The 22,759-nt window shown below is 61.1% G+C and carries 25 protein-coding genes; 14 read left to right on the forward strand and 11 right to left on the reverse strand.

Going from position 1 to position 22,759, the window contains the following annotated elements; translation table 11 throughout:
• The first annotated feature begins 4 nt into the window (after positions 1-4).
• Positions 5-988 carry a hypothetical protein gene (locus AXG89_RS10560; RefSeq protein WP_162916039.1) on the forward strand — a complete coding sequence of 328 codons (984 nt, stop codon included), beginning with the start codon at positions 5-7 and terminating at the stop codon, positions 986-988.
• Positions 985-3,420 carry an autotransporter family protein gene (locus AXG89_RS10565; protein WP_062169635.1) on the forward strand — a complete coding sequence of 812 codons (2,436 nt, stop codon included), beginning with the start codon at positions 985-987 and terminating at the stop codon, positions 3,418-3,420. Before AXG89_RS10560 ends, AXG89_RS10565 begins: the two co-directional genes overlap by 4 nt.
• Before the next feature lie 33 nt (positions 3,421-3,453).
• On the opposite strand, the gene AXG89_RS10570 is transcribed toward AXG89_RS10565, so the two are convergent.
• The 3 genes from AXG89_RS10570 to AXG89_RS10580 form a co-directional block, all read right to left on the reverse strand.
• Entirely contained in the window at positions 3,454-3,969 is a 516-nt protein-coding gene (locus AXG89_RS10570) for a hypothetical protein (RefSeq protein WP_062000754.1), read from the reverse strand.
• Positions 3,966-4,520, reverse strand: coding sequence for a hypothetical protein (locus AXG89_RS10575; protein ID WP_061998921.1), 555 nt, complete (start codon positions 4,518-4,520; stop codon positions 3,966-3,968). The genes AXG89_RS10570 and AXG89_RS10575 overlap by 4 nt, the downstream gene beginning before the upstream one ends.
• A 259-nt stretch (positions 4,521-4,779) precedes the next feature.
• A complete protein-coding gene (locus tag AXG89_RS10580) occupies positions 4,780-5,850 on the reverse strand; it encodes a sigma-54 interaction domain-containing protein (protein WP_061998922.1) in 1,071 nt (356 codons plus the stop codon).
• Between the two features lie 418 nt (positions 5,851-6,268).
• On the opposite strand from AXG89_RS10580, the gene AXG89_RS10585 reads away from it, so the two are divergent.
• The 9 genes from AXG89_RS10585 to AXG89_RS10625 all read left to right on the forward strand — a co-directional run bounded on the left by AXG89_RS10585 (position 6,269) and on the right by AXG89_RS10625 (position 13,169).
• Positions 6,269-6,676, forward strand: coding sequence for a hypothetical protein (locus AXG89_RS10585; protein ID WP_236873326.1), 408 nt, complete (start codon positions 6,269-6,271; stop codon positions 6,674-6,676).
• Between the two features lie 53 nt (positions 6,677-6,729).
• Positions 6,730-7,047, forward strand: coding sequence for a DUF883 family protein (locus AXG89_RS10590; protein ID WP_062000756.1), 318 nt, complete (start codon positions 6,730-6,732; stop codon positions 7,045-7,047).
• Between the two features lie 43 nt (positions 7,048-7,090).
• Entirely contained in the window at positions 7,091-7,348 is a 258-nt protein-coding gene (locus AXG89_RS10595; protein WP_062169637.1) for a hypothetical protein, read from the forward strand.
• A gap of 338 nt (positions 7,349-7,686) precedes the next feature.
• On the forward strand, positions 7,687-9,087 hold the full coding sequence (locus tag AXG89_RS10600; RefSeq protein ID WP_061998924.1) for a sigma-54-dependent transcriptional regulator: 1,401 nt from the start codon (positions 7,687-7,689) through the stop codon (positions 9,085-9,087).
• 278 nt (positions 9,088-9,365) lie between these two features.
• Positions 9,366-9,584, forward strand: a complete 219-nt coding sequence (locus AXG89_RS10605) for a hypothetical protein (RefSeq protein WP_082771389.1) — start codon at positions 9,366-9,368, stop codon at positions 9,582-9,584.
• A gap of 169 nt (positions 9,585-9,753) precedes the next feature.
• Complete coding sequence (locus AXG89_RS10610; RefSeq protein ID WP_061998925.1) at positions 9,754-10,011, forward strand: hypothetical protein; 258 nt, start codon at positions 9,754-9,756, stop codon at positions 10,009-10,011.
• Positions 10,012-10,208: 197 nt separating this feature from the next.
• Positions 10,209-11,651 carry an alpha,alpha-trehalose-phosphate synthase (UDP-forming) gene (otsA, locus tag AXG89_RS10615; RefSeq protein ID WP_062169640.1) on the forward strand — a complete coding sequence of 481 codons (1,443 nt, stop codon included), beginning with the start codon at positions 10,209-10,211 and terminating at the stop codon, positions 11,649-11,651.
• Between the two features lie 118 nt (positions 11,652-11,769).
• The gene (locus AXG89_RS10620; protein WP_062000757.1) at positions 11,770-12,126 is read left to right on the forward strand and encodes a hypothetical protein; all 357 of its coding nucleotides are present in this window, start codon (positions 11,770-11,772) and stop codon (positions 12,124-12,126) included.
• A 251-nt stretch (positions 12,127-12,377) separates the two neighbouring features.
• A complete protein-coding gene (locus AXG89_RS10625) occupies positions 12,378-13,169 on the forward strand; it encodes a YihY/virulence factor BrkB family protein (RefSeq protein ID WP_082771461.1) in 792 nt (263 codons plus the stop codon).
• Positions 13,170-13,222: 53 nt separating this feature from the next.
• Here the strand turns inward: AXG89_RS10625 and AXG89_RS10630 are convergent, their stop codons facing one another.
• A complete protein-coding gene (locus AXG89_RS10630) occupies positions 13,223-14,707 on the reverse strand; it encodes an RNA polymerase factor sigma-54 (protein ID WP_061998927.1) in 1,485 nt (494 codons plus the stop codon).
• Between the two features lie 492 nt (positions 14,708-15,199).
• Here AXG89_RS10630 and AXG89_RS10635 point away from each other — a divergent pair, with 492 nt between their 5' ends.
• Both AXG89_RS10635 and AXG89_RS10640 read left to right on the forward strand, forming a co-directional pair.
• Complete coding sequence (locus AXG89_RS10635) at positions 15,200-15,532, forward strand: BON domain-containing protein (protein WP_061998928.1); 333 nt, start codon at positions 15,200-15,202, stop codon at positions 15,530-15,532.
• Between the two features lie 170 nt (positions 15,533-15,702).
• Positions 15,703-16,008: a hypothetical protein gene (locus tag AXG89_RS10640; RefSeq protein ID WP_062170514.1), complete on the forward strand. Its 306-nt coding sequence runs from the start codon at positions 15,703-15,705 to the stop codon at positions 16,006-16,008.
• A 142-nt stretch (positions 16,009-16,150) separates the two neighbouring features.
• Here AXG89_RS10640 and AXG89_RS10645 read toward each other — a convergent pair whose 3' ends face one another.
• From AXG89_RS10645 to AXG89_RS10675, 7 genes are all read right to left on the reverse strand, one after another.
• Positions 16,151-16,606, reverse strand: coding sequence for a PA2169 family four-helix-bundle protein (locus tag AXG89_RS10645; protein ID WP_061998929.1), 456 nt, complete (start codon positions 16,604-16,606; stop codon positions 16,151-16,153).
• 189 nt (positions 16,607-16,795) lie between these two features.
• On the reverse strand, positions 16,796-17,401 hold the full coding sequence (locus AXG89_RS10650) for a hypothetical protein (RefSeq protein WP_061998930.1): 606 nt from the start codon (positions 17,399-17,401) through the stop codon (positions 16,796-16,798).
• A gap of 66 nt (positions 17,402-17,467) precedes the next feature.
• Positions 17,468-17,824, reverse strand: a complete 357-nt coding sequence (locus tag AXG89_RS10655; RefSeq protein ID WP_442861733.1) for a DUF1488 domain-containing protein — start codon at positions 17,822-17,824, stop codon at positions 17,468-17,470.
• Positions 17,821-18,441, reverse strand: a complete 621-nt coding sequence (locus tag AXG89_RS10660; protein ID WP_236873327.1) for a DUF4142 domain-containing protein — start codon at positions 18,439-18,441, stop codon at positions 17,821-17,823. The genes AXG89_RS10655 and AXG89_RS10660 overlap by 4 nt, the downstream gene beginning before the upstream one ends.
• Before the next feature lie 24 nt (positions 18,442-18,465).
• Positions 18,466-19,020: a type 1 glutamine amidotransferase domain-containing protein gene (locus AXG89_RS10665; RefSeq protein ID WP_061998931.1), complete on the reverse strand. Its 555-nt coding sequence runs from the start codon at positions 19,018-19,020 to the stop codon at positions 18,466-18,468.
• A 103-nt stretch (positions 19,021-19,123) separates the two neighbouring features.
• A complete protein-coding gene (locus tag AXG89_RS10670) occupies positions 19,124-20,491 on the reverse strand; it encodes an MFS transporter (protein WP_061998932.1) in 1,368 nt (455 codons plus the stop codon).
• 102 nt (positions 20,492-20,593) lie between these two features.
• Entirely contained in the window at positions 20,594-21,097 is a 504-nt protein-coding gene (locus tag AXG89_RS10675; RefSeq protein ID WP_062169642.1) for a YbhB/YbcL family Raf kinase inhibitor-like protein, read from the reverse strand.
• 185 nt (positions 21,098-21,282) lie between these two features.
• Between AXG89_RS10675 and AXG89_RS10680 the strand changes: the two genes are divergently transcribed.
• Positions 21,283-22,755 (forward strand): sensor domain-containing diguanylate cyclase, encoded by a 1,473-nt coding sequence (locus tag AXG89_RS10680; protein ID WP_062170521.1) that lies wholly within the window; start codon positions 21,283-21,285, stop codon positions 22,753-22,755.
• The last annotated feature ends 4 nt before the right edge of the window (positions 22,756-22,759 follow it).

The following is a 22,759-nucleotide window of genomic DNA, read 5'->3' on the forward strand; positions in this document are numbered from 1 at the left end:
GAAGATGCGTCGACTGCGCTTGCCGTTATCACGCACGAGGCGTTTGTCGGAATTGACGATCGGCGTGACATGTCTGTTGCGCGTGCCGTCGGCGCTCGGCAGTTGCGATAACCTCGCGCCCGTCAGCGGTGAATCTGCTACGTGCGATTCGAGTCTGCCGAATCCATCCCTCACGGGTATCGCGGCGGCTGCCGGAAGCACGGGCGTCACCGTTCGCATCCAGCCGGGCGCGGGCATCAGCGTGAGCAACAGCAACGCGGTCTTCGTGCGGGATTCGAGCACTGTCACGAACCTAGGCACGCTGCAGGTCAGCGGCGATACCTTCGACGGCATCACCGCGGAAGGTAGCCCGAACGGCTTCGGGCACAACACACTGACCAACGCAGGCGCGATTCATACGACCGGCGTCGGGTCGGAGGGCACGTACAACGGCTCTGCATCAGTCACTATGGTCAACGCCGTGGGCGGCGCGATCACCACGAGCGGAGCGAACTCGGCGGCAATGCTCGATGTATCGGCGGCGGGAGGCGGGAAGCTGACCAACAACGGCACGCTTGCCACATCGGGCGACGACTCCTACGGCATGCTCGCCCAGACCTCCGGCGACGCGCTCGCGAACACCGGCTCGATCACGACGACCGGTTCACGCGCGTACGGCCTGTATGCCAATGGCGGCGCGCCGGGAAACAATACGCTGACAAACCACGGGTCCATCGATACATACGGGGTGAACGCGCACGGCATTGTCTCCGTGGATGCATCGCCCGGTCTTGTCACCAACACCGGGTCGATCGCCGCGCACGGCGCCGACGCGTTGGGCGCTTTTTTCGGGCAGAAGGTCACGCTCGTGAACGCAGCGGGGGCGCGGAAACGAGCGACCAGAGCAACGCCATCGATGCCAACAGTGGCGGCAGCTTTACGAATGCCGGAACGATTTCGGGCGGCAACGAGGGGATATCGATTGTCGGCGGTAATGCGGACATCGTGAACAGCGGCGTGATTTCGGGCGGCGGCAATCTGGCGGTTTCATCGACGGGGCCGTATGCGATCACAATCACGAACACCGGGACTATATCGGGCGGCGGTGGTGTCGCGGTCTGGACCGATACCGGCACGAACACCTTCAAGATGAACGGCGGCACGGTGACCGGTCTGATCCGGCAAGGCGCCGGCGTCAACACGTTCGTGATGCAGGCGGGACAGGTCGATGACATCGATCAGGGCGGCCCGCAACCGCGTTTCACGCTGAGTGGCGGGCGCGTGACGGGCGGCCTGACGAACGGCGGCGTGGCGACGATTACTGGCGGGCGTATCGGCAGCGTCGGGTTGACGGCGGTGCAGAACACCTTCGCAATGTCGGGCGGTTCGATCGATGCAAACCTCACCGCGGGTTCCGGGGATACGTCCATGACGCTGTCCGGCGGGGTGATCGGCGGCGCGGTGACGCTTGGCAATGGCACGAACGCCATGACGGTATCGGGCGGTTCGATTGCCCAGGGTCTCGCCGTTGGGGACGGGCAGAATACGTTCAAATGGCTCGACGGCGGGGTGATCGGCGGTGCGGTCACGTTCGGCGCGGGACAGGCGGCGGCCACCTTGTCGAACCTGAGCGACGCGCAACTTGCGTCCACATCGATCTTCGATGCCGGCGCCGGTCGCGACACGCTCACGTTCGACCACGTCGACGCCACCGGGCTGAGCCGCTTCGTGAACTGGGAGAGCGTGGCGGTGACGAACGCGAGCCGCCTGACGCTCGATGCCCACGGCCTCACACTCGGCGATTCCGGAACGCGAACCGGCACGATCGATATCGACTCGACGAGTTCGCTTGCCTGGAACGGCGCAGGAACGTCGGCGATCATGGCTGCCGTGGCAGGGGCACGCGTGACGATGAACAACGCTGGGATCATCGATCTGACGGGGAGCACGCGCAATACGCTCGTGGTGAGCGGCGACTACACGGGGCGAGCAGGCCAGTTGCTCGTGGACACGGTCCTTGGCGCGGATGCTTCGCCGAGCGGAAAGCTGGTCATAGCGCAAGGCACCGCTACGGGCGATACATCGATTGGCGTGAGAAACGCGGGCGGCGCCGGCGCCCAGACGATCGCCGATGGAATCATGGTCGTGCAAACGCTTCAGGGCGCCACGACGGCGGCGACGGCATTCTCTCTGGCGAGTCCCGTCAAGGCGGGCGCCTATACGTACTATCTGTTTCGGGGCGGTGTTACGACAGGCACCGGGGATAACTGGTATTTGCGTTCGAGCATTCCGGCGGTGCCGCCGGTGCCGCCTGTCACGCCAGTGCCGCCCGTTACACCGGTCACGCCAGTACCACCGGTTGCACCTTCTGAGCCAACAACGCCTGTCGAGCCCGCTGCGCCAACCGAACCTACGCCGCCACCTTCGATCGTGCCATCCGTGCCAACCGCGCCGGCGGAGCCGCAACCGCCTACCACAGCAAATCCCCTTTACCGCATCGAAGTCCCTCTCTACGAAGCAGTGCCAACGCTTACGCGCGAGCTTGTCATCGATCAGATCGGCACCTTCCACGACCGGCACGGCGACCAGTCGCAACTCGATGAAACCGGCACGCTGCCCGCGACCTGGGCCCGTGTCTGGGGAAACCACGCGCGCGTTGGCAGCGACACAGGCGTCGATGCGCATTTCAGCGGATTCACGGGCGGCACGCAGATCGGTCAGGACGTCTACGCAGATGCCACTGCGTCAGGAAATAGGAATCACTATGGCTTGCTGCTGGGCGCGGCGCGCGCTTCGGGCGATGTCACCGGCTTCGCGCTTGGCATGCCGTCGGTTCAGGCGGGCAGCGTCGCCGTGGATTCGGCGAGCGCGGGCGCGTACTGGACGCACATCGGCCCCGGTGGCTGGTATGCGGACACCATCATGACTGGAAGCGCGCTGACGATCAAACCGTCGTCGAACGACGGCCTTGCCGTGACCACGCATGGCCGGTCGATCGCGGGATCAGTGGAAGCAGGATTGCCGCTGGCTTTGCTGGCCGGACTGAGCATCGAGCCGCAGGCGCAGGTCATCTGGCAGCATGTGTCCATCAACGATATAAATGACGGCATCTCGACCGTCAGCTTCAGCAACCCGAGTTCGTTCGCCGCCCGTCTGGGACTGCGCGTATCGGGGCGCTGGCAAGCGGGCAGGGTGGCGTTGCAGCCTTATGCGCGCGTCAATCTATGGCGTTATTTCGATGCATCGAGCAACGTGGTCTTCGGAGAAACCACAACGGTCCCGGCGCAGTCATCGGCGACGCTGGCCGATTTTCAAACCGGCGTCGCGATCGACGTCAGCGCGCGGGGCAGCCTGTTTGCGAACGTCCATTACGCAATGAACGTGGGCGGCGCCACGCGCGCCACAATAGGCGGCGATGCTGGCGTACGCTGGCGTTGGTGAACGGCTGGGCGCACGGCCAATCTCGCAGACAAGTTACTGCAGATTGCCCCAGCGTGCGACGGCCGGTTCCGCCGATGCCCACTTCCACGCGCCGCCATTGTCATTGCCCTTGCAAGCCTGGGCGACGAACCAGTCCTGATGTGCGTCGGCCTTGTTGCCATCGGCCACCGAGAACGCGAACTCGCGGCATGTCGCAAGCGCGCTGGTGAACTCCCGCAGTACTCGGACATTGCCGTGGCCATTTTCCACCGGCAGCGTGTGCTTGACGCTCCAGGTTTTTTCATCGCCTATGGGAAGGTCGCCCGCCGTCGTCGCAATGGCGATCTGCTGGTCGCTGTGCAGGCGCTTCATGAGGCGCGCGATGGCTTCGTCGGTCGCGGCCTGCACTACGATGCCCACGCCGAAACCGATTGCCGGGTTGCTCGTGACCACGCCCGTCGATACGCCCGCGGCCGCGCCGGCTGCCGCGCCAATCGATCCACAGCCGCTCATGAATACGCAGCTCGCAGCAGCGCCGGCCGCGAGCATCAGGCTCAGACCGGGCCTCATTGCAGCGCGCCCCAACGCGGCGTGGCAGGTTCCGCCGACGCCCACTTCCACGTCTGTCCGTCGCGGCAGATGGAGGCTACGTAGAAGCCGCTGTCGGCGGGCTTGTCCTTCACGGCGTCGGTGTCCACCGAGAACACGATTTCCTTGCAATCGAGCGTGCCGGTACTGATGGTACGGCTGACCGTCACGCGGCCTTTTTCATCCGGCTCGATGGGCACGGTATGCACCGCAGCCCATTGCGCTATGGCCCCGACTGCGAGCGGTCCGGCCGCGCCTGCGATACGGTCCTGCGTATAGGTGTGCATTACCCGCTGGCTGTATTGCACACCAGCTCTGGCGGCAGCAACGGCGCCCAGTCCGATGCCCGTCGCGACGGCAGCATTGCTGGTCACGGCGCCGGCGATCGCCGCACCACCGATACCCGCGCCTGCCACAGCGCCTTCGCTATACAGCGAGTTGCAACCCGAAAGGGTGAAACACGCGATGGCTCCCATCAGGAGCGTTGCCATTGCCGCGGCGTGAGTCGGACGCCGGTAAATCGTTTTCTGCATGATGCTGTTCCTTCCTCGCCTTTCTCTATTCTTTCGATGACGGCAACCGGCTTCTTCGCGCAGACCTTGAGCGCAAAAGACCTAGCAAACGGAGCGCCCGGGCATTTTGAATGACGTAACAAGGAGGTGGGCAAAGAAATTTGCAAGAAATTGCAAATAAGGGGAACGTGCCGCTTCGAATGAAAAACTGGCGTGACAGTTGGGGCGAAGTCGATGGATCGCGGGAGGATCCATCGACGTAGCGAGCATTGGCTTGCAGTCAGCCTTCATTCCCGGCGGGCGCCGACGGCTCCGCTTCGCCGCCTTCGTCATCGTAAGCACCAAGGCGGTTATAGAGGGTCTTCAGACTGACGCCCAGGGCTTTGGCGGCCCGGCGTTTGTCGCCGCCGCAATGCTTGAGCGTGCCGAGGATGATCTGCTTTTGCGCATCGGCGAGCGGTGTGCCTACCCAGACGTTCATGGCATCGCCCTGCGTTATAGGTTTCTTCACCCGCGAGGCCAGATGCGGATGCGCAATCTCCACCGTTTTCTCGGCAAGAATGAACGCGCGATACACCGTGTTCTTCAACTCGCGCACGTTGCCCGGCCACGAGTATGTGCGCAGCATGTCGATCGCACGTTTGCTGAACGACTTGTTGGTGCCTTCCTGCGCGTTCATCTCGGCGAGAAAATGCTGCGCAAGAAATTCGCGGTCGCTGTCGCGTTCACGCAGCGGCGGCGCGCGCAATGGAAACACGGCCAGCCGATACATCAAGTCTTCACGCAGGCCATTCTCCTTGACCGCCACGATCGGGTCGCGATTGGTCGCGGCGATCACACGGACATCGGAGTGGATCAGCTCATTACCGCCGACTCGAAAGAACGTTCCGGTTTCAAGTGCGCGTAACAGCTTCACTTGCCGCACCGGCGACATCTCGGTCACTTCATCCAGGAACAGCGTTCCGCCATTCGCATGTTCGAAATAACCAAGGCGTCCTTGGACCGCGCCGGTAAAACTCCCTTTCTCGTGCCCGAAGAGTTCCGGCTCGATAAGATTATCGGGAATAGCGCCGCAATTGACCGCAACGAACGGGGCATCGCGCCGGGCGCTTTGATCGTGAATGGTACGAGCAATGAGTTCCTTGCCGGTTCCCGATTCACCGATGATCAGCGCCGTGGCATCAGTTGCGGCCACACGTTCTATCTGCGAGTAAAGCTCCATCATCACGGGCGATGAACCGTACAGAAGTCCAAACGACTTCAACCCGGCAATCTCTCCCGCGTTACGTTTCTTCTGCGATGGCGTATCGCCGGAGGCGACGGCCGGCGAGTCCAGATCGGTTGACGCCATGAGTCTTTAAGTCCTGCAAATGTTGTTCGGGCGACAGGGTTTGGCCGGGCGCCAGGACAAGGCGGCAGCACAGTGTTGCGCTGATTCCCGCCCTGTTGGTGGCAGGGAGGCAGCTTCGGCCCCACTATCGCTCAGGGTGACGAAGCATCGTTTAATGGCAGCAGGCCTGGACATTTCAATGAAAGCCGCAAGCGTGCAACTCATCTCGTAATCCGTATTTAACCATCCGCAACGACTTAGCGGCAACGTGCTTTGTTCTGCTTGAGTAATCGCAACACGATTAGCCGCGCGGTACGCCATATTGCGCGCAAACTCCGGAAACCTTCACCGATACCTTGCCTCATTTACACGCGCTGTACGTAATTGTTACGTGCGTCCGGGTATTCACACGCGCGCAATCGATGCAACCCGGCCCGCAATGACTCATCACAAACCGGCTTCGGTCGATATGGCACGGTTTCTGCGTAGCACGTGGCATCTGCAAACGAACGGCCGTGACCCGGCACAGACAGCCATGGAAGATTCCTTGCATTTCGACATCCACGTGCCACAGCGCGCCCGTCCAGTACGCCGTGCACGTGCGCCGCAGCGCGCCGATGAGCGTCCGGAACTCCTGGCGGCCGAGCCGATCAACGTATATCACTGGGCCGCCGTGGCGCTCGTGACCGCTCTCATGTGCGTGGTGATGGCATGGGCTGCGGGCACACCGGCACTTTCCCGCGCAGCGGGCGTGACGAGTTTCGTGTTCGCCGCGCTCGGCAGCGCGCTCGTCCTGGGTGGCATGCTGCGAACGTTGCATACGCGCCGGGACGCGTCCACATCATGATCGGCGCATTGGCGGCTGATCGACCACAAGTCAATGGCAAGGGGTTTCAAAACATGAGTCAAACGACAGTCCAGATCTCTTTGGGCAAGCAGAAGATCATCGAGGACATCAAGGTCTTGTTGAACGATTCCGAGGAACTGGTGCGCCTGAGCGCATCGTTGCCGGCTGAAGGCGTGGACGCCCTGCGCACCCGTCTGCGCGACCACGTCGATACCGCCCGCCACGCGCTGGAAGCTGCGCAAGCGGGCGCGCAGGACAAGTACCGCGCGAGCCTCGATGGCACCGTCCGCTACACGCGTGACAACCCTTGGCAGGCGCTCGGCATTGCGGCGGGCATCGGCTTTCTGGTGGGCGTCATCGTTTCGCGGTAGAACGTATGCAGTCCCCGATCATCTGAATACAAGGAGAGAAACAATGGCACGACCGAAGATCGGCTTGTTTGGCGCGTTGATCGCAGTGGGCAGCGTGCTCGCATGGAAATGGGCGCAAACGAAACGCGATACCGTAAAACGCACCCCGCGCGACCTGACGCGCTGGGAAGACGAGGGCGGCAAGGTGGTCACGCCTTCAACTGCAACGGCTTCAGGGCAGCCCGTTGCGGCACGGCCAGCCAACGGCAGCAACGGAGCCTTGGGTGGAACGCCGGACGCGTGGCACTTTCCGCATAGTTAAGTGAATGTGCGCGGGTCTCGAAACAGGCTCGAAGCATGACCGAAACGCACGCCCTGGCGTGCGTTTTATCTTGATAAAGCCTTATAATCGATGTACTCACTGCAATAACCGCGCTGTATGGCAATTATTGCGGGTGCAGTGACATGCCAGTTAATCAATCGGAAAGATTTTCATCTTTCGGCGTGCTTGAGTTCAATCGGTGCGCATTCGGCCTGGCGGGCGGAGCCTTCATCGTTCTACGTGTTCAAGTATGACGATGTGTGGCCGGCGCCCCCGGAGACCTCCACGATGCGTTCAGCAACGTGTGACCCTCAACGCTTTGGATAAATTCGAGACGCATGCCACACGTATTGATTGTCGATGACGATCCCAGTACCCGCGAGGCACTAGCCGCGATCATCGGCGAAGACGGACTGACGACAGCAACTGCCGGCGACCTGCGCGAAGCGCGGATTCAACTCGTGCGCCAGACGCCGGACGTCGTGTTCACCGACCTCAAGCTGCCCGATGGCTCGGGCGTCGACCTGTTCGAGGACCTCGATCCGCGCTCGGGCGTGGAGATCATCGTCATCACGGGACACGCGACCGTCGAGTCCGCGGTGAACGCGTTGAAGATGGGTGCGACGGATTACCTCGTCAAACCTATCAACATGCAGCGCGTGAAGGCCATCTTGAGCCGTCTGCCGCGTCCAGGTGACCTGAAGGCCGAGATCGGCACCTTGCGCGGCGAACTGCGCCGCATGGGCCGTTTCGGCCTGATGCTCGGCAATTCGCCGGCCATGCAAACCGTCTACGACCAGGTTGGCCGCGTGGCGCCCACAGCCGCTTCCGTGCTGCTGATCGGCGAGTCGGGAACCGGCAAGGAAGTCGCGGCGCAGACACTGCACGAGCTGAGCCTGCGCCGCAAGCACTCGTTCATTGCGGTGAATTGCGGGGCGATATCGCCGAACCTGATCGAATCGGAGATGTTCGGGCACGAGCGCGGGTCGTTCACCGGCGCCGATCGCCAGCACAAGGGTTATTTTGAACGGGCGAACGGCGGCACGCTGTTCCTCGACGAAATTACCGAGATGCCTATCGAACTGCAGGTGAAGCTCTTGCGCGTGCTCGAAACGGGCATGTTCATGCGCGTCGGGACGACCAAGGAACTGGAAACCGATGTTCGCCTGATCGCCGCGACCAACCGCGATCCGGAGCAGGCCGTGCTCGAAGGGAAGATGCGCCTCGACTTGTATCACCGGCTCAACGTGTTCCCGATCAACCTGCCGCCGTTGCGGGACCGCGGTACCGACGTCGAATTGCTGGGTCAGGCGTTCCTCGACGAGCTCAATTCGCGCTACAACACGAAGAAGACGTTCCCGGCAGCCGTGCGCGACATGCTGGCGTCGTATCCGTGGCCGGGGAACGTGCGCGAGCTGAAGAACTACGTTCAGCGTGCGTACATCATGTCGGGCGCGGAATCGGACAGCACGGCGACCGTGCCGCTGCAGATCTCGTTGTCGAAGCCATCGGCGGGAACGGCCGTGACGATTCCGTTCGGCACGTCGCTCGCCGAAGCGGATCGTCAGTTGATCCTGGCGACCCTCGAACAATGCGGCGGTGTGAAAACGCGTGCGGCCGAGATCCTCGGCATCAGCCTGAAGACGCTTTATAACCGGCTGGTCGAATACGGCGATGACGCGGCTAACAAGGCTGCGGAAAGCGAAGCCAGTGAAGTAGGCGACGCAGGCAACCGCTGATCACGTTGTTGCATCGTTGACGCCCGTTCATGGGGACATTGAAAGATGTCTGCTTTGGACGGGCGTTTTTCGTTTGCACGCGCAATATGTACGCCGATAATGCCTGATGGGTCCTGTGAATCGCAGGGCATGGCCCTTGCTGCAACTGGATGGTGGGCTTAAGCGAGTTGCTTGATATTCGGGCGACTTGCGATGCGAACCAAATCGAGAGTCCTTGGCCGGATCCGTTACATCAGGACCGTACGAGTGTCACCATCATAAGATCCAGGGAGCGCGCCATGACCGATCTCACCTCGTCTCGAAACCCATTGCGCGCACAGACGCCGCAACCGCCTGATCCGCCGTTCACACCGGAACCGCCTTCGCCGTCCCCACAGGAACCGCCGGACACCGTTCCCGATCCGACCCGCGAGCCGCCGTCACCGCCTAGCCAGCCGATAGGCGATCCACCGCCGGGACCGAACGAAACACCGCACATGTCCAGCACGTTTCATTGATACGACGAGGCGCCGAATTGCTTGAAGGATTTTCCAACACGCTGTAGGCATTACAACGCACGAGGTAACAATGACCTCATCAGTATTTTATCTAAGGTCATTAATTCTGCTTTTTTTAGCGATTCGCCGCCGACTTAACGCTCCGACGGCCTTCTTCCTGGAGGCATCCATGAGACATCCCGCACTGCGCCGTTCCGCGCGTCATACGTCTCGCCGTGAGGCACGCGCCGACTCACTCAAATCAGCAATGCCGCCGGAGCCTGAGGTTCCGGCGCCGAATGCGACGACCGACCAGACACCACACGATCCCGCCGGACAGAACCGGCCAGCGCCGGGAACGCCGCCTGACGGCGATCACAATCAGGGCGGGGTACGCAAGGAAGGCATCGACTATCAGCGCGATCTGGGCTCGGAACAAGACGCCTGAGAGGGATAAGCAAAGCGTGTCGAGCGCTCTGGCCTTGCACCAAAATCTTCTGCGCTACACGCCCTTGCCGCGTGCTTTCGTTCGTTTGTCACATTTATACACAATTTTTATTTTCCAGATTGTAAAAACGGCACGTGTCTTGCATTGCTATTCCGATCAATTCGAACGAGCAACGACAACTGAGAGGTAAAGCTGTAATGAGCAGATTGATCGTGGTATCGAATCGCGTCGCGCCGATCCAGGAAGGCAAGCCTGCTGCAGGCGGCCTGGCGATCGGCGTGCTGGACGCGCTGAAGGAGACAGGCGGTGTGTGGTTCGGCTGGAGCGGCGAGATTGTCGGGGAAGCATCGGCGCCAGTGGTGGAGAAGCGCGGCAACGTCACGTATGCGACCGTCGGACTGACGCGGCGCGATTATGACCAGTACTACCGCGGCTTCTCGAACGCGACCTTATGGCCAACTTTTCATTATCGGAATGACCTGTCGCGGTTCGATCGCGAGGAATACGCCGGTTACGCCCGGGTCAATGCAAACCTTGCACTGCAATTGAAACCGCTGCTCGAACCTGATGACATCATCTGGGTCCACGACTATCACCTCCTGCCGTTCGCGCAGGAATGCCGCGCAGCCGGCATCAAGAATCCAATCGGTTTTTTCCTCCACATCCCGTTTCCAGTCCCTGAAGTCCTCCGCACCGTGCCGCCGCACGAAGAGCTGATCAAGGCGATGTGCAGCTATGACATCGTCGGATTCCAGACCGAGGCGGACAAGCAGTCGTTTGTGGATTACGTCGAACGCGGCCACCTCGGGCATCTCAGCGAAGACGGCATGTTGCAGGCGCATGGGCACATGTTGAAGGTCGGCGCGTATCCGATCGGCATTTATCCGGATGCGATTGCTAAGATCGCCGAGCAATTTTCCAATCGCAAGCCGGTCAAGAGCCTGCGCGACAGCCTGCGCGGCCGCAAGCTGATCATGAGCGTGGATCGTCTCGACTATTCGAAGGGGCTGGCGGAGCGCTTCCAGGCCTTCGAGCGCCTGCTGCTTCATGCGCCGGGGTGGCATGGACGGGTGTCGATGGTGCAGATCGCGCCGCCTACGCGCTCCGATGTGCAGACCTATCAGCGCATCCGGCAGAATCTCGAAGGCGAAGCGGGGCGGATCAACGGCCGGTTTGCACAACTCGACTGGACGCCGATTCAGTACCTGAACCGCAAGTACGACCGGAACTTGCTGATGGCGCTGTTCCGGCTGTCGCAAGTGGGATATGTGACGCCATTGCGCGACGGCATGAATCTCGTTGCAAAGGAATACGTGGCATCGCAAGACCCCGCCGACCCGGGCGCACTCGTGTTGTCGCAGTTTGCCGGCGCGGCCGACCAGCTGCCGGGCGCGCTCGTGGTCAACCCGTTCGACCTGTCGCAGATGTCGGAAGCGCTGGAACGGGCGTTATCGATGCCGCTCGCCGAGCGTCAATCCCGTCACACCGACATGATGGCGCCGCTACGCGAGAACAATCTTTCCGTCTGGCGCGATTCCTTCTTGCAGGATTTGCGCAGTGTGGCGACGGCTGCATCGGTGACGAAGAAAACGGTGCGCCAGGTTTCCGAAGCGAAGCGACCGGCGCGCGTATCGAGTTGAAGCGCTTGCTCCTTCGGTGAAGCCCCGCGCCTGTTCATCCGGCGCGGGGTTTTTTATTTGCGGTCGGCGTGCACGCGGAACGGCTTTTGCGTCGATGCCTACACGCAATCAGGAGGTCATCATGAGTGGAAGCACTTTGGATCCGGACGAAGAAGGTGGTGTGGAAGTTGGGAAGGGCCATGGAACCGGCGCATTGGGGCCGAGCGATTCCTCGGATAGCGGATCGGACGTGCAAGGCGAAAAGCGGTATCCAGGTGATATCGAAGACGAACTCGATCAGCATGCGATCGGCCAGTCCGCAGCGGAGCTGAACAGCGACACGGATCGAAACGGAACGGGCGAGATGGCATCGGCGGACGGGGACAACAACCTCGAACTCGATTCGGACATCCTGCCCGACGAGGTCGAAGACGAAACCCGTGCAATCGACGATGAAACCGCCGACCCGGCCAACGACGAGGAAGAAGAGCCGTAATTTCCGCGGTTCCATGCAAAACGGCGCGCCTCGAGGGTGCGCCGTTTTTCTTTGTGCCTGTCAAGCAGCGTTGTCAGGCAAAGCCCGAACGACCGCCCAGCGACGATTACGCGCTACCATCGCAGAAAAAGAACATCTGCGGGAGCGCGCGTTTGACCACGGCAACCACCAAACCGAAAGAACGAAGGCTGAAATTCTTCTGGTCCTGGATCCAGGAGCCGATCGTCCAATGGTCGCAGGATCATTGCGTCATGTTTTCTGCGGCCGTCGCATTCTTCGCGGCGTTTTCGCTTGCGCCAACGCTTGTCATCATCATCGCGGTCGCGAGTATTTTCTTCGGCGCGGACGCGGTGCAAGGGCGCCTGTTTGGCGAGATCGCGGGTGTCGTGGGCGCGGACGCGGCGCATGGCCTGGAAGCGATCGTCGCAAACGCATGGCACGCCGATATCGCCACGCGTACAGCGATTCTTTCCGGCGTGGGCGTGCTGGTCGGGGCATCGGCGACGTTTTCATCGCTGCATACGGCGCTCAACGTGATCTGGCCGGCACCCGTGTCAAGCACACGCGACAGCATTCTCGCCATCTTGCGCGTGCGGGCGATCTCGTTCGCGTTCGTGGTCGGCGCGGGTTTGCTGATCGTGGCGCTCCTCATACTCGATGCCGCCGTGGTCCTCGTCGGACAGTGGGTGCTCGGTACGAGCGGTCCAGCGTTCCTGATTGCGGCGGTTGCTCAACGCGCAATTTCGCTTTTCATGATGATGCTGGCGTTTGCGGTGCTGCTGAAATTCCTGCCGAGCTCGCGCATGCAGTGGCGTGACGCGGCGCTGGGCGCCTCGGCGGCGGCGTTGCTTTTTGAGTGCGGCAAACGCCTCTTTGCGTTCTACCTGCAACACGCGGGCATGACCAACACGTTCGGCGCTGCGGGGTCGCTCGCGATCATCCTGATGTGGCTGTACTACTCGGCGGCGGTGTTCCTGCTCGGCGCGGAAGTATCGGCAACGGCAGGACGCAGGCGCAGGCAACACGTTTCCGGCTGGCGATAAAAAACGCCCTTGAATTGCTTCAAAGGCGTTGGGTTCAGGCCGGGAAAACCAGATTATGCGCGACGCAACTCGGCCGGCGGCACCTTCATCAGGTGGCGATACTTCGCCACTGTCCGGCGCGCAACGATCACACCCTGATCCGCGAGCATCTTCGCGAGGCTGACATCGGAAAGGGGTTCGCTACTGCTCTCCTTTGCGATCATCTCTTTCAGCAACGCGCGCACTGCAGCGGCCGAACACGTACCGCCGCTTTCCGTGCTCAACTCGCGCGGGAAGAAATGCTTGAACTCGAAAATGCCGCGCGGCGTCGACATATATTTGTTACCCGTCGCGCGTGAAATGGTCGATTCGTGGAGTTCGAGCTCATCGGCGACATCGCGCAGGACGAGCGGCTTGAGTGCGATTTCGCCGTAGTCGAAGAACGCCTTCTGATGTGAAACGATGCACTCTGCCACGCGCTGAATGGTCGTGAAACGCTGCTGTGCGTTGCGGATCAGCCAGCGTGCTTCCTGCAGTTGCTGGGCGAGCGGTGAACGGCTTGCACCAGCCGATTGCGCGAACAGCTCAGCATACATACGGTGGATACGGGCGCGCGGAAGAACCGCCGGGTTGATCGTCACGACCCAGTTCTTCTTGACCTGGCGCACGATCACATCGGGAACGACGTAGTTGTCTTCTGCTGCGCCATAGTTCGAACCTGGCTTCGGATCGAGCTTGCGCACGAGCGCACAAGCCACGCGCAGTTCGTCCGCGCTGCAGCCGATCTTCTTTTGCAACTCGGCTTGCTCACGGCGTGCGAGCCGTTCCAGATGATGCATCACGATCTCGATCGCAACAGCGCGTCCCGGCGTATCCGCGTCGAGTGCATCGAGTTGCAGACGCAGGCATTCGGACAACGTGCGTGCGCCGACGCCGGGTTTATCGAGCGATTGCACGAGCTTCAGCGCGATGTTCAATTCGGCTTCTGACAATGCCGGTTCGATATCGACGAGCTCGGACAACTCCTGCAAATCCTGACGCAAGTAACCGTCGTCATCGAGTGCTTCGATGATCAGTTGCGCCACCGCGCGGTCGCGATCGTTGATTGGATAAAGCCGCAGGGTGTCGTGAAGCGTTTCATGCAGAGACGGTTCGATGCGAACCCAATCCGCGGGATCGGACCCGTCTCCATCGCCGTTGTTGCGTGTCGATGTACGGCCAAACGGATCGGAGGAGAACTCGCTCATGGAGTCCTCGTGCGACTGCGAGTCGCTGCTGTCCGAACCATCGTTGCTGCTCTCGGCGGCCATGGGTGCGTCGACCGGTGCGGTGGCTTCGCCGAGCGAGGGCGTCTCGCTCAGGGAGCTGCCGTTGTCGGTAGAAAGCGCGTTGTCTTCCGCTTGCGTCTCGTCGTACTCGAGGAAGGGATTGGTATCGAGCGCGTTACGCAATTCCTGCTGAAACTCGAGCGACGAAAGCTGCAGCAGACGAACCGATTGCTGGAGGCGCGGCGTGAGCGCAAGACTTTGCTTGGTACGTAGTTCGAGGGAAGGCGGCATTGCGTGTTGTTCCTCAATGTTGGATCTTTCGTGCGTCCTCTAAAAGCAACACTCGTGCCATGCGAGTGATCGCCATCATGCAACGTGCGTGAGTGCACGATCCGATAGAGATTTTTCGCATGGATGTTGCCCGTCGTATTCTTGTTCAGGGACTAATTCGCGCACTTTTTACACGCCCATCGGCAAAGCGCGGTGGTCTTGAAGACTGATAGGGGGTGGCTGTCGAGACGCAAACATCACACGTATGAATCGTGCGGTGCGCATTGATGCATGGGGTTTTCAGGGTTTAGTCCGGGTCACATTTGCCGATCGCCGCATGCGTCCCGGCACGCTACTTGCGTTGCTTACCATGCTACCGGTAGCGCTTTGGCATAGCCGGTATGAACCGAGCAGGTTAGTGCAGCAAGAAGCTGCGGCCGTACGAGGCGGCCTGCGATCAATCGGGACAGCGGACTCCGCCGTCCTCTTAATTCGATAAGAAGGAGAATCTCTATGAAGTCGACCCAATTCCTGAAAGCAGCCGGTGGTATCGCTTGCGTCGTGTTTGCGCTGAATGTCAACGCACAGACCGCTACGCATGCAACAGGTGCTTCCACGTCGATCGGCACGAAGGTCGATGACTCTGCAATCACGACGAAGGTCAAGGCCGAGTTGCTGGGCGCGAAGAACGTCAAGTCCACGCATATCCACGTGAAGACGCGTGCGGGCGTTGTCTCGCTGACGGGCACGGTGCCGACGGCCGATGACAAGAGCGGTGCTGAAGAAGTCGTGGCAAAGGTCGACGGTGTCGACTCGGTCAAGAACCATTTGAAGGTCGTTCAATAAGACTCACTGAGAGATGCGGGCGGGCTGAGAGCCGTCCGCCTCTTTTCTGGTTTTATCGAAAAAATTTTTCACGCTGGACACAATTGATCAGAAGTACGAATAAGTAACTCAACGTCCGGGCGCACAGGGATTACTGTAGACGTCCGGCTTACAAGGAATTGGAGATGACCATGAAGACCACTAAAAAGTTTGCTTTGCTCGGCGCACTCGCTTTTGCATTGGCCGGCCCCGCGATGGCTCAATCGGGCGGCGGTGCGGCCGGCGCGGGTGGAGCAGGTGGCGGTAATTCGGGCGGTCCGAATGCCGGGCCGGGAGATCCGACAACGGCCGCTCCGGACGGAACGATGAAGATGCACAAGAAGGGCATGGGCGGAACGACGCTGCACCAGCAGGACAAGAAGTCGCGTCTGCACGGCGCGTCGGCGGCTGCCGCGGCGTCCGCCATGGGCACGAACGACAAGGGCGCGCCGCACTGATTGATCGCTTTGAGTTTGCAGCACCAAACCCGCCCTTGCCGGCGGGTTTTTTGTTGGCTGATTCGTTTCACCGAACGCCAATAAAAAAACCGCTGCGCTTTCAAGCGCAGCGGCTTTCGCCGTACATCACAACAAGCTTGAATTACGACTTCGCAGCCGCTGCGTACTGGTTGCGGAGATCGCGTATGCGATCGTGGTTCTGGATCACACCCTGGTACTGGCGTTCGACGACCGCGCGAACATCGGCGGGTAGTTCCTTGTCCAGCGCCTCGCGATAATTCTTCTTCGCGACGTCTTCACCGCGCTCGCATTCGTCAAGGATCGCGTGGTCCGTGCGGTGGCTCATAGCCGCCTTCACGTCCACCCATCCGCGATGCAGGGCGCCACCCACGGTACCGCCCGTTTCCGGCTTGCCGCCAAGTCCTTGAACCACACCTTGAAGCTCCGTCGCGCCGCGTGCGCAGTCGTCTGCGCGGCCGGCGAACAGTTGCTTGAGCGATACGTCCTTCGTGTCTTCTGCTGCCTTCCTGAAGCCCTTTTCGCCGTCTTTCGACGTTTCGATCAGATCGTTGAGTACCGAGACGATGTTCGTGCTCATATGAACCTCCTGTGAGTTATCGAAGATGGCCCGCGGCCGGGTTTGCAAGGATGGTTCTGCAATTTCCCATCGGACCGTGGTCTTTGTACAGTCGCAACGGGCGTGCCTGAACAAAGTGCCGAGGTAGAAAAAGAAAGGCCGCCAGCGGTGCATACACTCGCGGCGGCCCGTGAAACCAAACGCACGTTTCTATGCGCGCCGTTCAGCGAATTCCTGCACCGGTTCGGGCGGCTTGACCGGGTCGAAGTCCGCCCAGCGTCCGTTCCTCCATTGCCCCGAAGCGCGTTCGACTTCCATGCCGCCGGCATCGCGAAGGATCGATGCGGCTTCACTCTGCTGCTCAGGCGAGCAGTGCACCGCTACCAGTACGCCGGACTGGCGTGCGTCGATTGCATTGGCCGAGCCGTGGTTATCGGAACTTGTTTCATCTTGCGGCGCGCGTTTGCCTGATTTGGCGTGAGACATGGCGCCGGCCAGCGAACCCACATAAGCGCCCACGCCTGCTGCGACGACCGCAGCGAGCCACGGGGCCTTGAACACGAGGAAGATGGCCGCGCCGATGATCGCGCCGATCACGGCGCCGATCGTGACACCTTTACCCGCACCCTTCGATGAATCCTTGGCGCCGGCATTTGCGTTGTGGTCTCCTCCGGTATTCAGCCGCGAGTGTTGTCCGCTCGGGGACACGTAGAAAAGCGTGACGTCTTCCTCAACAAAACCGCGCGTGAACAAGCGCTGGGCCGCGGCCTCGGCTTTTGGAAACGTCTGAAATCGTCCAGCGATGATCAGCGACATAAGGACCTCCAGAAAACGTTGAATCGGATCAAATCGAACATGCGCAACTACATGCGATGCAAACCGTCACTCAGGCTCCATGCCCGCGACGCGAAACAAGCCGCTACGCAGCACGACACTGTCACCGCCGTTGCGATCGAGCGCTTCCGCACACACCGAACGAATCCGGGCGCGGCCTTGTTCGTACGCATTCATGAGGTCTTCCTCTCTCGCGGAAGCGGCGCCGAAGTGATCTTCGAGCGCCTCTGCAGAAATGGAACACACCACGGGGTCGGAGTCGACCAACGCCGTGAAGTGCAGCGCAAAGTCATCACCGTCGTAGACGGGGGAGTCGTCGGCAAACTGGATGTGCATGGTCGAACCCTCATAGGCCGGCCGGGGATGCTGATCGTGCAGAACAAACCTTCCCGGAACGGCGGTCATGATGCGATGCCCTTCAATTTGGCGAGTTGCTGCGCCATGGCGTAGTGGTGCTTGATGATCGGCAGTGCCTTGGCCGCCGTGTTCTTGAGCAGCGCGTCGTTGCCCTTCATGCTTTCCGTGCTGAATACCGTGATCGCCTTCTGATGCCCGTTCAACGCGACTTGCTGGATATAAACTTTATCGAACGCAGCGCCGTGCAGCGTTTCCAGACTTCCCGTCACCGCTGCATCGGCGCTCGGCGCCTCCGTGATGCCGTGATGCATGGCTGCGGCATCGAGGTAACGCGCGAGACGTGTGTGATCCGCGACCATCCGCTGAGCGAAGGCTTTTACTTGTGTATCGGACGAATTCGACAGCGCCAGTTTGCTGGCCGCGATTTCGGTGGCACCCGCGGTGCCGGCTTCCAGGACGAATTGTTGGTCGATGGTCGACAGTTTGCCTTTCGCTGAGCTTGACGAAGCCGCCGACACCGGCGATGCGCCACTCGCTGCGGGCGCTGCCTGGCTGTCCGAACCCGGACGGGCCGGCGCAACGGAGTTCCCGTTTTGTGCATAAGCCGCCAAGGGAACGCTCAGCGCCATTCCTATGAGCAGTACGTGCCGCGCCAGTCGTGTCATTCGCATCTCCATGACGGGACGAACTCAAGCCACTCTTTCGCGTTCGCCGAGCGCTTCGATGATGACCTTGTTGAACGCGGGAATGTCGTCCGGCTTGCGGCTCGTGATCAGGTTGCCATCGCGATGAACCTCTTCGTCAACCCACGTGCCACCGGCATTGCGAATGTCATCCTGCAACGTCGGCCAGCTTGTCAACGTGCGTCCCGCAACGATGCCCGACGAGATCGGCAACCATCCGCCATGACAGATCACGGCAATGGGTTTTCCGGCCTTGTCGAATTGCTTGACGATACTCTGGGCTTTGGCATCAACGCGGATTGCGTCGCCGTTCACCACGCCGCCCGGCAGAACGAGCGCGTCATACTCGGCGGGTTGGGCCTGATCGAACGTAACGTCCACGTCCACCTTGTCGCCCATGTCAGTGTGGACGAAACCCTGGATTTGCCCCGGCTTTTGTGAGATCACATCGACGCGCGCGCCGGCAGCTTTCAACGCCTTTTGCGGCTCCACGAGTTCGGCTTGCTCGAATCCGTCGACCGCGAGGATCGCGACCTTGTAGCCGTTCAGGGAATCAGCCATGCGTAAGCTCCTTTAGTGCATTGATGAACCGGTCCCGATAAGGGAACCACGTTCATCGAAGCAGCAAAGGGTGTGCCCAGGGACTGAAAGCGAAAGGCGGCCCTCAGGCCGTTGCCGGCGTCTTGCTGCGTGAAATCCGCAACAGGCTGACGAGTGCCGCGGCGGCTGCAAAACAGGCGGCAACAATCAGCGTAATCGTTGCGCCGTGTTGCGGCGCGATACCGAAAATGAGCGCGACCAGCGCCGCGCCCAGTGTCTGGCCGGAGAGCCGCGCGGTGCCGAGCATGCCGCTTGCGCCGCCGCTGCGGTTGCGCGGCGCGGATGACAACATCTGCCGGTTGTTGGGCGACTGGAACAGACCGAAGCCGAGGCCGCAAAGTGCCATGCGCCATGCGATATCGAACGGGGCGGGATGCGCACCCGTGCTTGCAAGCAGCAGCAATCCGGCGCTCAAAAGCGCAAGCCCGATGCCGCCGAGTACGCCGGCCGAATACCGGTCGGAAAGCATCCCCGCAAGCGGCGCGATGAACACGATCACCATGGGCCAAGGCGTCATGAGAAAGCCGGTCTCGACCTGCGTCATGCCGAGCGTATTTTGCAGCAAAAACGGCAGCGAGACGAACGTCAGCATTTGTGCGGTGAACGAACAGAACGATGTCGCGATCGATAGCGCAAAAACAGGAATCCGCAGCAGATCGACGGGTAGCAGCGGCGCCGTCTGCGTCAATTGCCGGCGCACGAAGAAGTATCCAATCACGCCCGCCACGACAAACTCCGCAATTACGTATGGGCGATGTTCGCCGTGGCCCAGGCCATCGACAGCGGTAATCGCGAGGCCGAACACCGCGGCGTTCATCAACGCGCTGAGATAGTCGTATGGCCGGCGATGCCCCGGCGTGCGTGGCAACGCTTTCCAGCCCACGAACAGCGCCGCGACACCGATTGGCACGTTGATCGCAAACAGCCACGGCCATGGGGCAATGGCGAGCACGCCGGATGCGACCGTCGGCCCGATTACCGCCGATACAGCCACCACCGACGCGTTGATGCTGACACCGCGACCCAGATGCTCCGGCGGGTAGATCATGCGCACGAGCGCGGTGTTGACACTCATGATGCCTGCAGCGCCGAAGCCCTGGATCACGCGGGCGACCGCCAGCGAGGTCAGCGACCCGGACAGCGCGCAGCCAAACGATGCCAGCGTGAACAGCGCCAGTCCGGCCATATAAACGCGCCGATAACCGATCCGGTCGCCTAAAGACGCCAGCGGCAACAATGAAACGGTGATTGCGAGCTGATAGGCGTTGACGACCCAAATGGAGTCGGCGGGACTCGAATTCAGGTTGCGTGCAATGGTGGGAAGCGCGACGTTCGCTATGGCGCCGTCGAGCACTGCGAGCGTGATGCCGAGCGCAACGACCAGGATGGCCCAATAGCGCTGGGGGTACGGAAGGCCTTGTTCTGCGTCCATCAATGGGGAAGAGGGGAGGAGCCGCGCAGTTTAAGGCGTGCGCCTTTCAAGTGGTTTACTTCCACTGCGGCGGCAGGTACAGCCGCCGCAGCGAGCGGAATCCTACTTCAGCTCATAAAGCCCGGTGTATGTCGCAGAATCGATCTCGTTCAGATGCGTCATGAAACGCGCAACGGCATTTGTCGTCGAGGCATCGACGGGAAGGTGAGCGGCCTTCAGCGCGTGAATCCGGAAGATGTATCGATGCGCCTTGTCCCCACGCGGCGGCGCCGTGCCACCGAATCCGACCGTGCCGTAGTCGTTGCGCAGTTGCAGCGCGCCGGCCGGCAACAGGCTGCCGTCGGCCTTGCCTGCGTTTTGCGGCAGCGAGTGCGTGTCTGCCGGAATGTTCACCACGACCCAATGCCAGAAGCCGCTGCCGGTAGGCGCATCGGGGTCGTAGACGGTAAGCGCAAGGCTTTCGGCTTCAGGCGGCACGCCTTCCCATTGCAGCGCGGGGGACAGGTTTTCACCGTCGACGCCAAATGACTGCTGGTCGAATTCATGCGTCTTCGAAAGATAACCGTTGGCCGCGAACTCATCGGACCAGATACGAAAATCAGCCATGGGACATTGCCTCCTTGACGGTTGGATGACATGCCTGCGCGCAGCAAACATGCCTGAGGCGCGTGGAATCGCGCAAAAGTGTTGCAGCCACGCCCGGACTTTTGGCATTCAGCTTATTTTTGAGATGTCTGCGCATAAAATGGCGCAAACCGGATCATTTCAAGCACGAATCTGAAAGGATGGACATGCCGAACACCTTGGGACGCGCATTGCACAGCGTGACTGCATCGCCGAGCCAGCCCGCGGACGACGCCGATATGTTCGAACTCGCGCCGGTCTCGCTGTGGCTCGAGGATTTCAGCGCGGTGCGCGAGGTGTTCGAGGGCTGGCGCGCGGACGGTATTGTCGACCTGCGTTCTTTCCTGCGCGCCGATACCGCCCGGATTGCCGAATGCTCGTCGCGCATCCGCGTGATCAAGGTCAACCGGCGCACGCTGGCGCTCTTCGGCGCGAGAGATCTGAGCCACCTCGTGGACAATCTCGGCGCGGTGTTTCGCGATGACATGCTGCTCACCCACGCTGACGAACTGGAGCAACTCTGGTCGGGCAAGGCGCAGTTCGTGAGCAAGACCGTGAACTACGCGCTCGATGGAAAACGCCTGGACGTGTTGCTCAAGGCGGTCATCCTGCCGGGTCACGAAGCAACGTGGGACCGTGTGCTCGTGACGGTGGAGGACATCACCGAGCTGGAAAACGTGCGCCGCAAGGCGGCTCTCAGCGAGCTGTACGCACGCGGGCTGTTCGAGCACTCGCCGGTGTCGCTGTGGGTGGAAAACTTCAGCACGGTAAAGTCGTTGCTCGACGATATCCGCGAAAGGGGCATCGTCGACTTCCGTACTTTTACGAACGTGCATCCGGAGTTCATCGAGCGATGCATGCAGGAAATCCACGTGCTCGACGTGAACCAGCACACCCTCACCATGTTCGGCGCACCTGTGCTGAGCCGTCTAGGCGATGTTTTCCGCGACGAAATGGTCGGCCATTTCCAGGAACAACTCGTCGATCTTTGGGAAAACCGGCTGTTTCACCAGCGCGAAGTCGTCAACTATTCGCTCGAAGGCCATCAGCTCAACGTGCATCTGCAGTTTTCGGTGTTTCCAGGCCATGAAGCCAATTGGGACCTCGTGCTGGTCGCACTCACCGACATCACCGCGCGCAAGAAAGCCGAGGCATACCTCGAATTCCTCGGCAAGCACGACGCGCTGACGAAGCTGAAAAACCGCTCGTTTTATATCGATGAAATGAACCGGCTGGAACGCAAGGGCCCGTTCCCGGTGACGGCCGTAGCGGTCGATGTCAACGGGCTGAAGGCCGTCAACGATCAACTCGGGCACGCTGCCGGCGACGCATTGCTGCGGCGCGCGGGCGAGGTGCTGGGCAAGGCGGTTGAAAAGCCGAGCCACGCCGCACGCATTGGCGGCGACGAGTTCGTGCTGCTTTTACCGGGTGTCGATGAACGCGGCGGCGCGGCCGTGATCGAGAGCATCCGGCAACTGGTCGAGGTCAACAACCAGTTCTACTCAGGGCTGCCACTGAGTTTCGCGTTGGGCGCCGCCACCGCGCAGGACGGCGAGCGGCTCGAAGCCATGATGCAACGCGCCGATGCCGCCATGTACCTCGAAAAGCGCGCGCACTACGGCGCATCCGATCAGGCGTAGTACG

Origin of the sequence: Burkholderia sp. PAMC 26561 (assembly GCF_001557535.2) — a bacterium.
In the GTDB taxonomy this organism is placed as follows: domain Bacteria; phylum Pseudomonadota; class Gammaproteobacteria; order Burkholderiales; family Burkholderiaceae; genus Caballeronia.

What these genes read in the sequence shown, in the direction of transcription:
- AXG89_RS10560 (WP_162916039.1), top strand. Translation starts at nt 5, where the DNA reads ATGCGTCGACTGCGCTTGCCGTTATCACGCACGAGGCGTTTGTCGGAA.
- AXG89_RS10570 (WP_062000754.1), bottom strand. Translation starts at nt 3,969, where the DNA reads ATGAGGCCCGGTCTGAGCCTGATGCTCGCGGCCGGCGCTGCTGCGAGC.
- AXG89_RS10575 (WP_061998921.1), bottom strand. Translation starts at nt 4,520, where the DNA reads ATGCAGAAAACGATTTACCGGCGTCCGACTCACGCCGCGGCAATGGCA.
- AXG89_RS10580 (WP_061998922.1), bottom strand. Translation starts at nt 5,850, where the DNA reads ATGGCGTCAACCGATCTGGACTCGCCGGCCGTCGCCTCCGGCGATACG.
- AXG89_RS10585 (WP_236873326.1), top strand. Translation starts at nt 6,269, where the DNA reads ATGACTCATCACAAACCGGCTTCGGTCGATATGGCACGGTTTCTGCGT.
- AXG89_RS10590 (WP_062000756.1), top strand. Translation starts at nt 6,730, where the DNA reads ATGAGTCAAACGACAGTCCAGATCTCTTTGGGCAAGCAGAAGATCATC.
- AXG89_RS10595 (WP_062169637.1), top strand. Translation starts at nt 7,091, where the DNA reads ATGGCACGACCGAAGATCGGCTTGTTTGGCGCGTTGATCGCAGTGGGC.
- AXG89_RS10600 (WP_061998924.1), top strand. Translation starts at nt 7,687, where the DNA reads ATGCCACACGTATTGATTGTCGATGACGATCCCAGTACCCGCGAGGCA.
- AXG89_RS10605 (WP_082771389.1), top strand. Translation starts at nt 9,366, where the DNA reads ATGACCGATCTCACCTCGTCTCGAAACCCATTGCGCGCACAGACGCCG.
- AXG89_RS10610 (WP_061998925.1), top strand. Translation starts at nt 9,754, where the DNA reads ATGAGACATCCCGCACTGCGCCGTTCCGCGCGTCATACGTCTCGCCGT.
- otsA (WP_062169640.1), top strand. Translation starts at nt 10,209, where the DNA reads ATGAGCAGATTGATCGTGGTATCGAATCGCGTCGCGCCGATCCAGGAA.
- AXG89_RS10625 (WP_082771461.1), top strand. Translation starts at nt 12,378, where the DNA reads ATGTTTTCTGCGGCCGTCGCATTCTTCGCGGCGTTTTCGCTTGCGCCA.
- AXG89_RS10630 (WP_061998927.1), bottom strand. Translation starts at nt 14,707, where the DNA reads ATGCCGCCTTCCCTCGAACTACGTACCAAGCAAAGTCTTGCGCTCACG.
- AXG89_RS10635 (WP_061998928.1), top strand. Translation starts at nt 15,200, where the DNA reads ATGAAGTCGACCCAATTCCTGAAAGCAGCCGGTGGTATCGCTTGCGTC.
- AXG89_RS10640 (WP_062170514.1), top strand. Translation starts at nt 15,703, where the DNA reads ATGAAGACCACTAAAAAGTTTGCTTTGCTCGGCGCACTCGCTTTTGCA.
- AXG89_RS10645 (WP_061998929.1), bottom strand. Translation starts at nt 16,606, where the DNA reads ATGAGCACGAACATCGTCTCGGTACTCAACGATCTGATCGAAACGTCG.
- AXG89_RS10650 (WP_061998930.1), bottom strand. Translation starts at nt 17,401, where the DNA reads ATGTCGCTGATCATCGCTGGACGATTTCAGACGTTTCCAAAAGCCGAG.
- AXG89_RS10655 (WP_442861733.1), bottom strand. Translation starts at nt 17,824, where the DNA reads ATGACCGCCGTTCCGGGAAGGTTTGTTCTGCACGATCAGCATCCCCGG.
- AXG89_RS10660 (WP_236873327.1), bottom strand. Translation starts at nt 18,441, where the DNA reads ATGACACGACTGGCGCGGCACGTACTGCTCATAGGAATGGCGCTGAGC.
- AXG89_RS10665 (WP_061998931.1), bottom strand. Translation starts at nt 19,020, where the DNA reads ATGGCTGATTCCCTGAACGGCTACAAGGTCGCGATCCTCGCGGTCGAC.
- AXG89_RS10670 (WP_061998932.1), bottom strand. Translation starts at nt 20,491, where the DNA reads ATGGACGCAGAACAAGGCCTTCCGTACCCCCAGCGCTATTGGGCCATC.
- AXG89_RS10675 (WP_062169642.1), bottom strand. Translation starts at nt 21,097, where the DNA reads ATGGCTGATTTTCGTATCTGGTCCGATGAGTTCGCGGCCAACGGTTAT.
- AXG89_RS10680 (WP_062170521.1), top strand. Translation starts at nt 21,283, where the DNA reads ATGCCGAACACCTTGGGACGCGCATTGCACAGCGTGACTGCATCGCCG.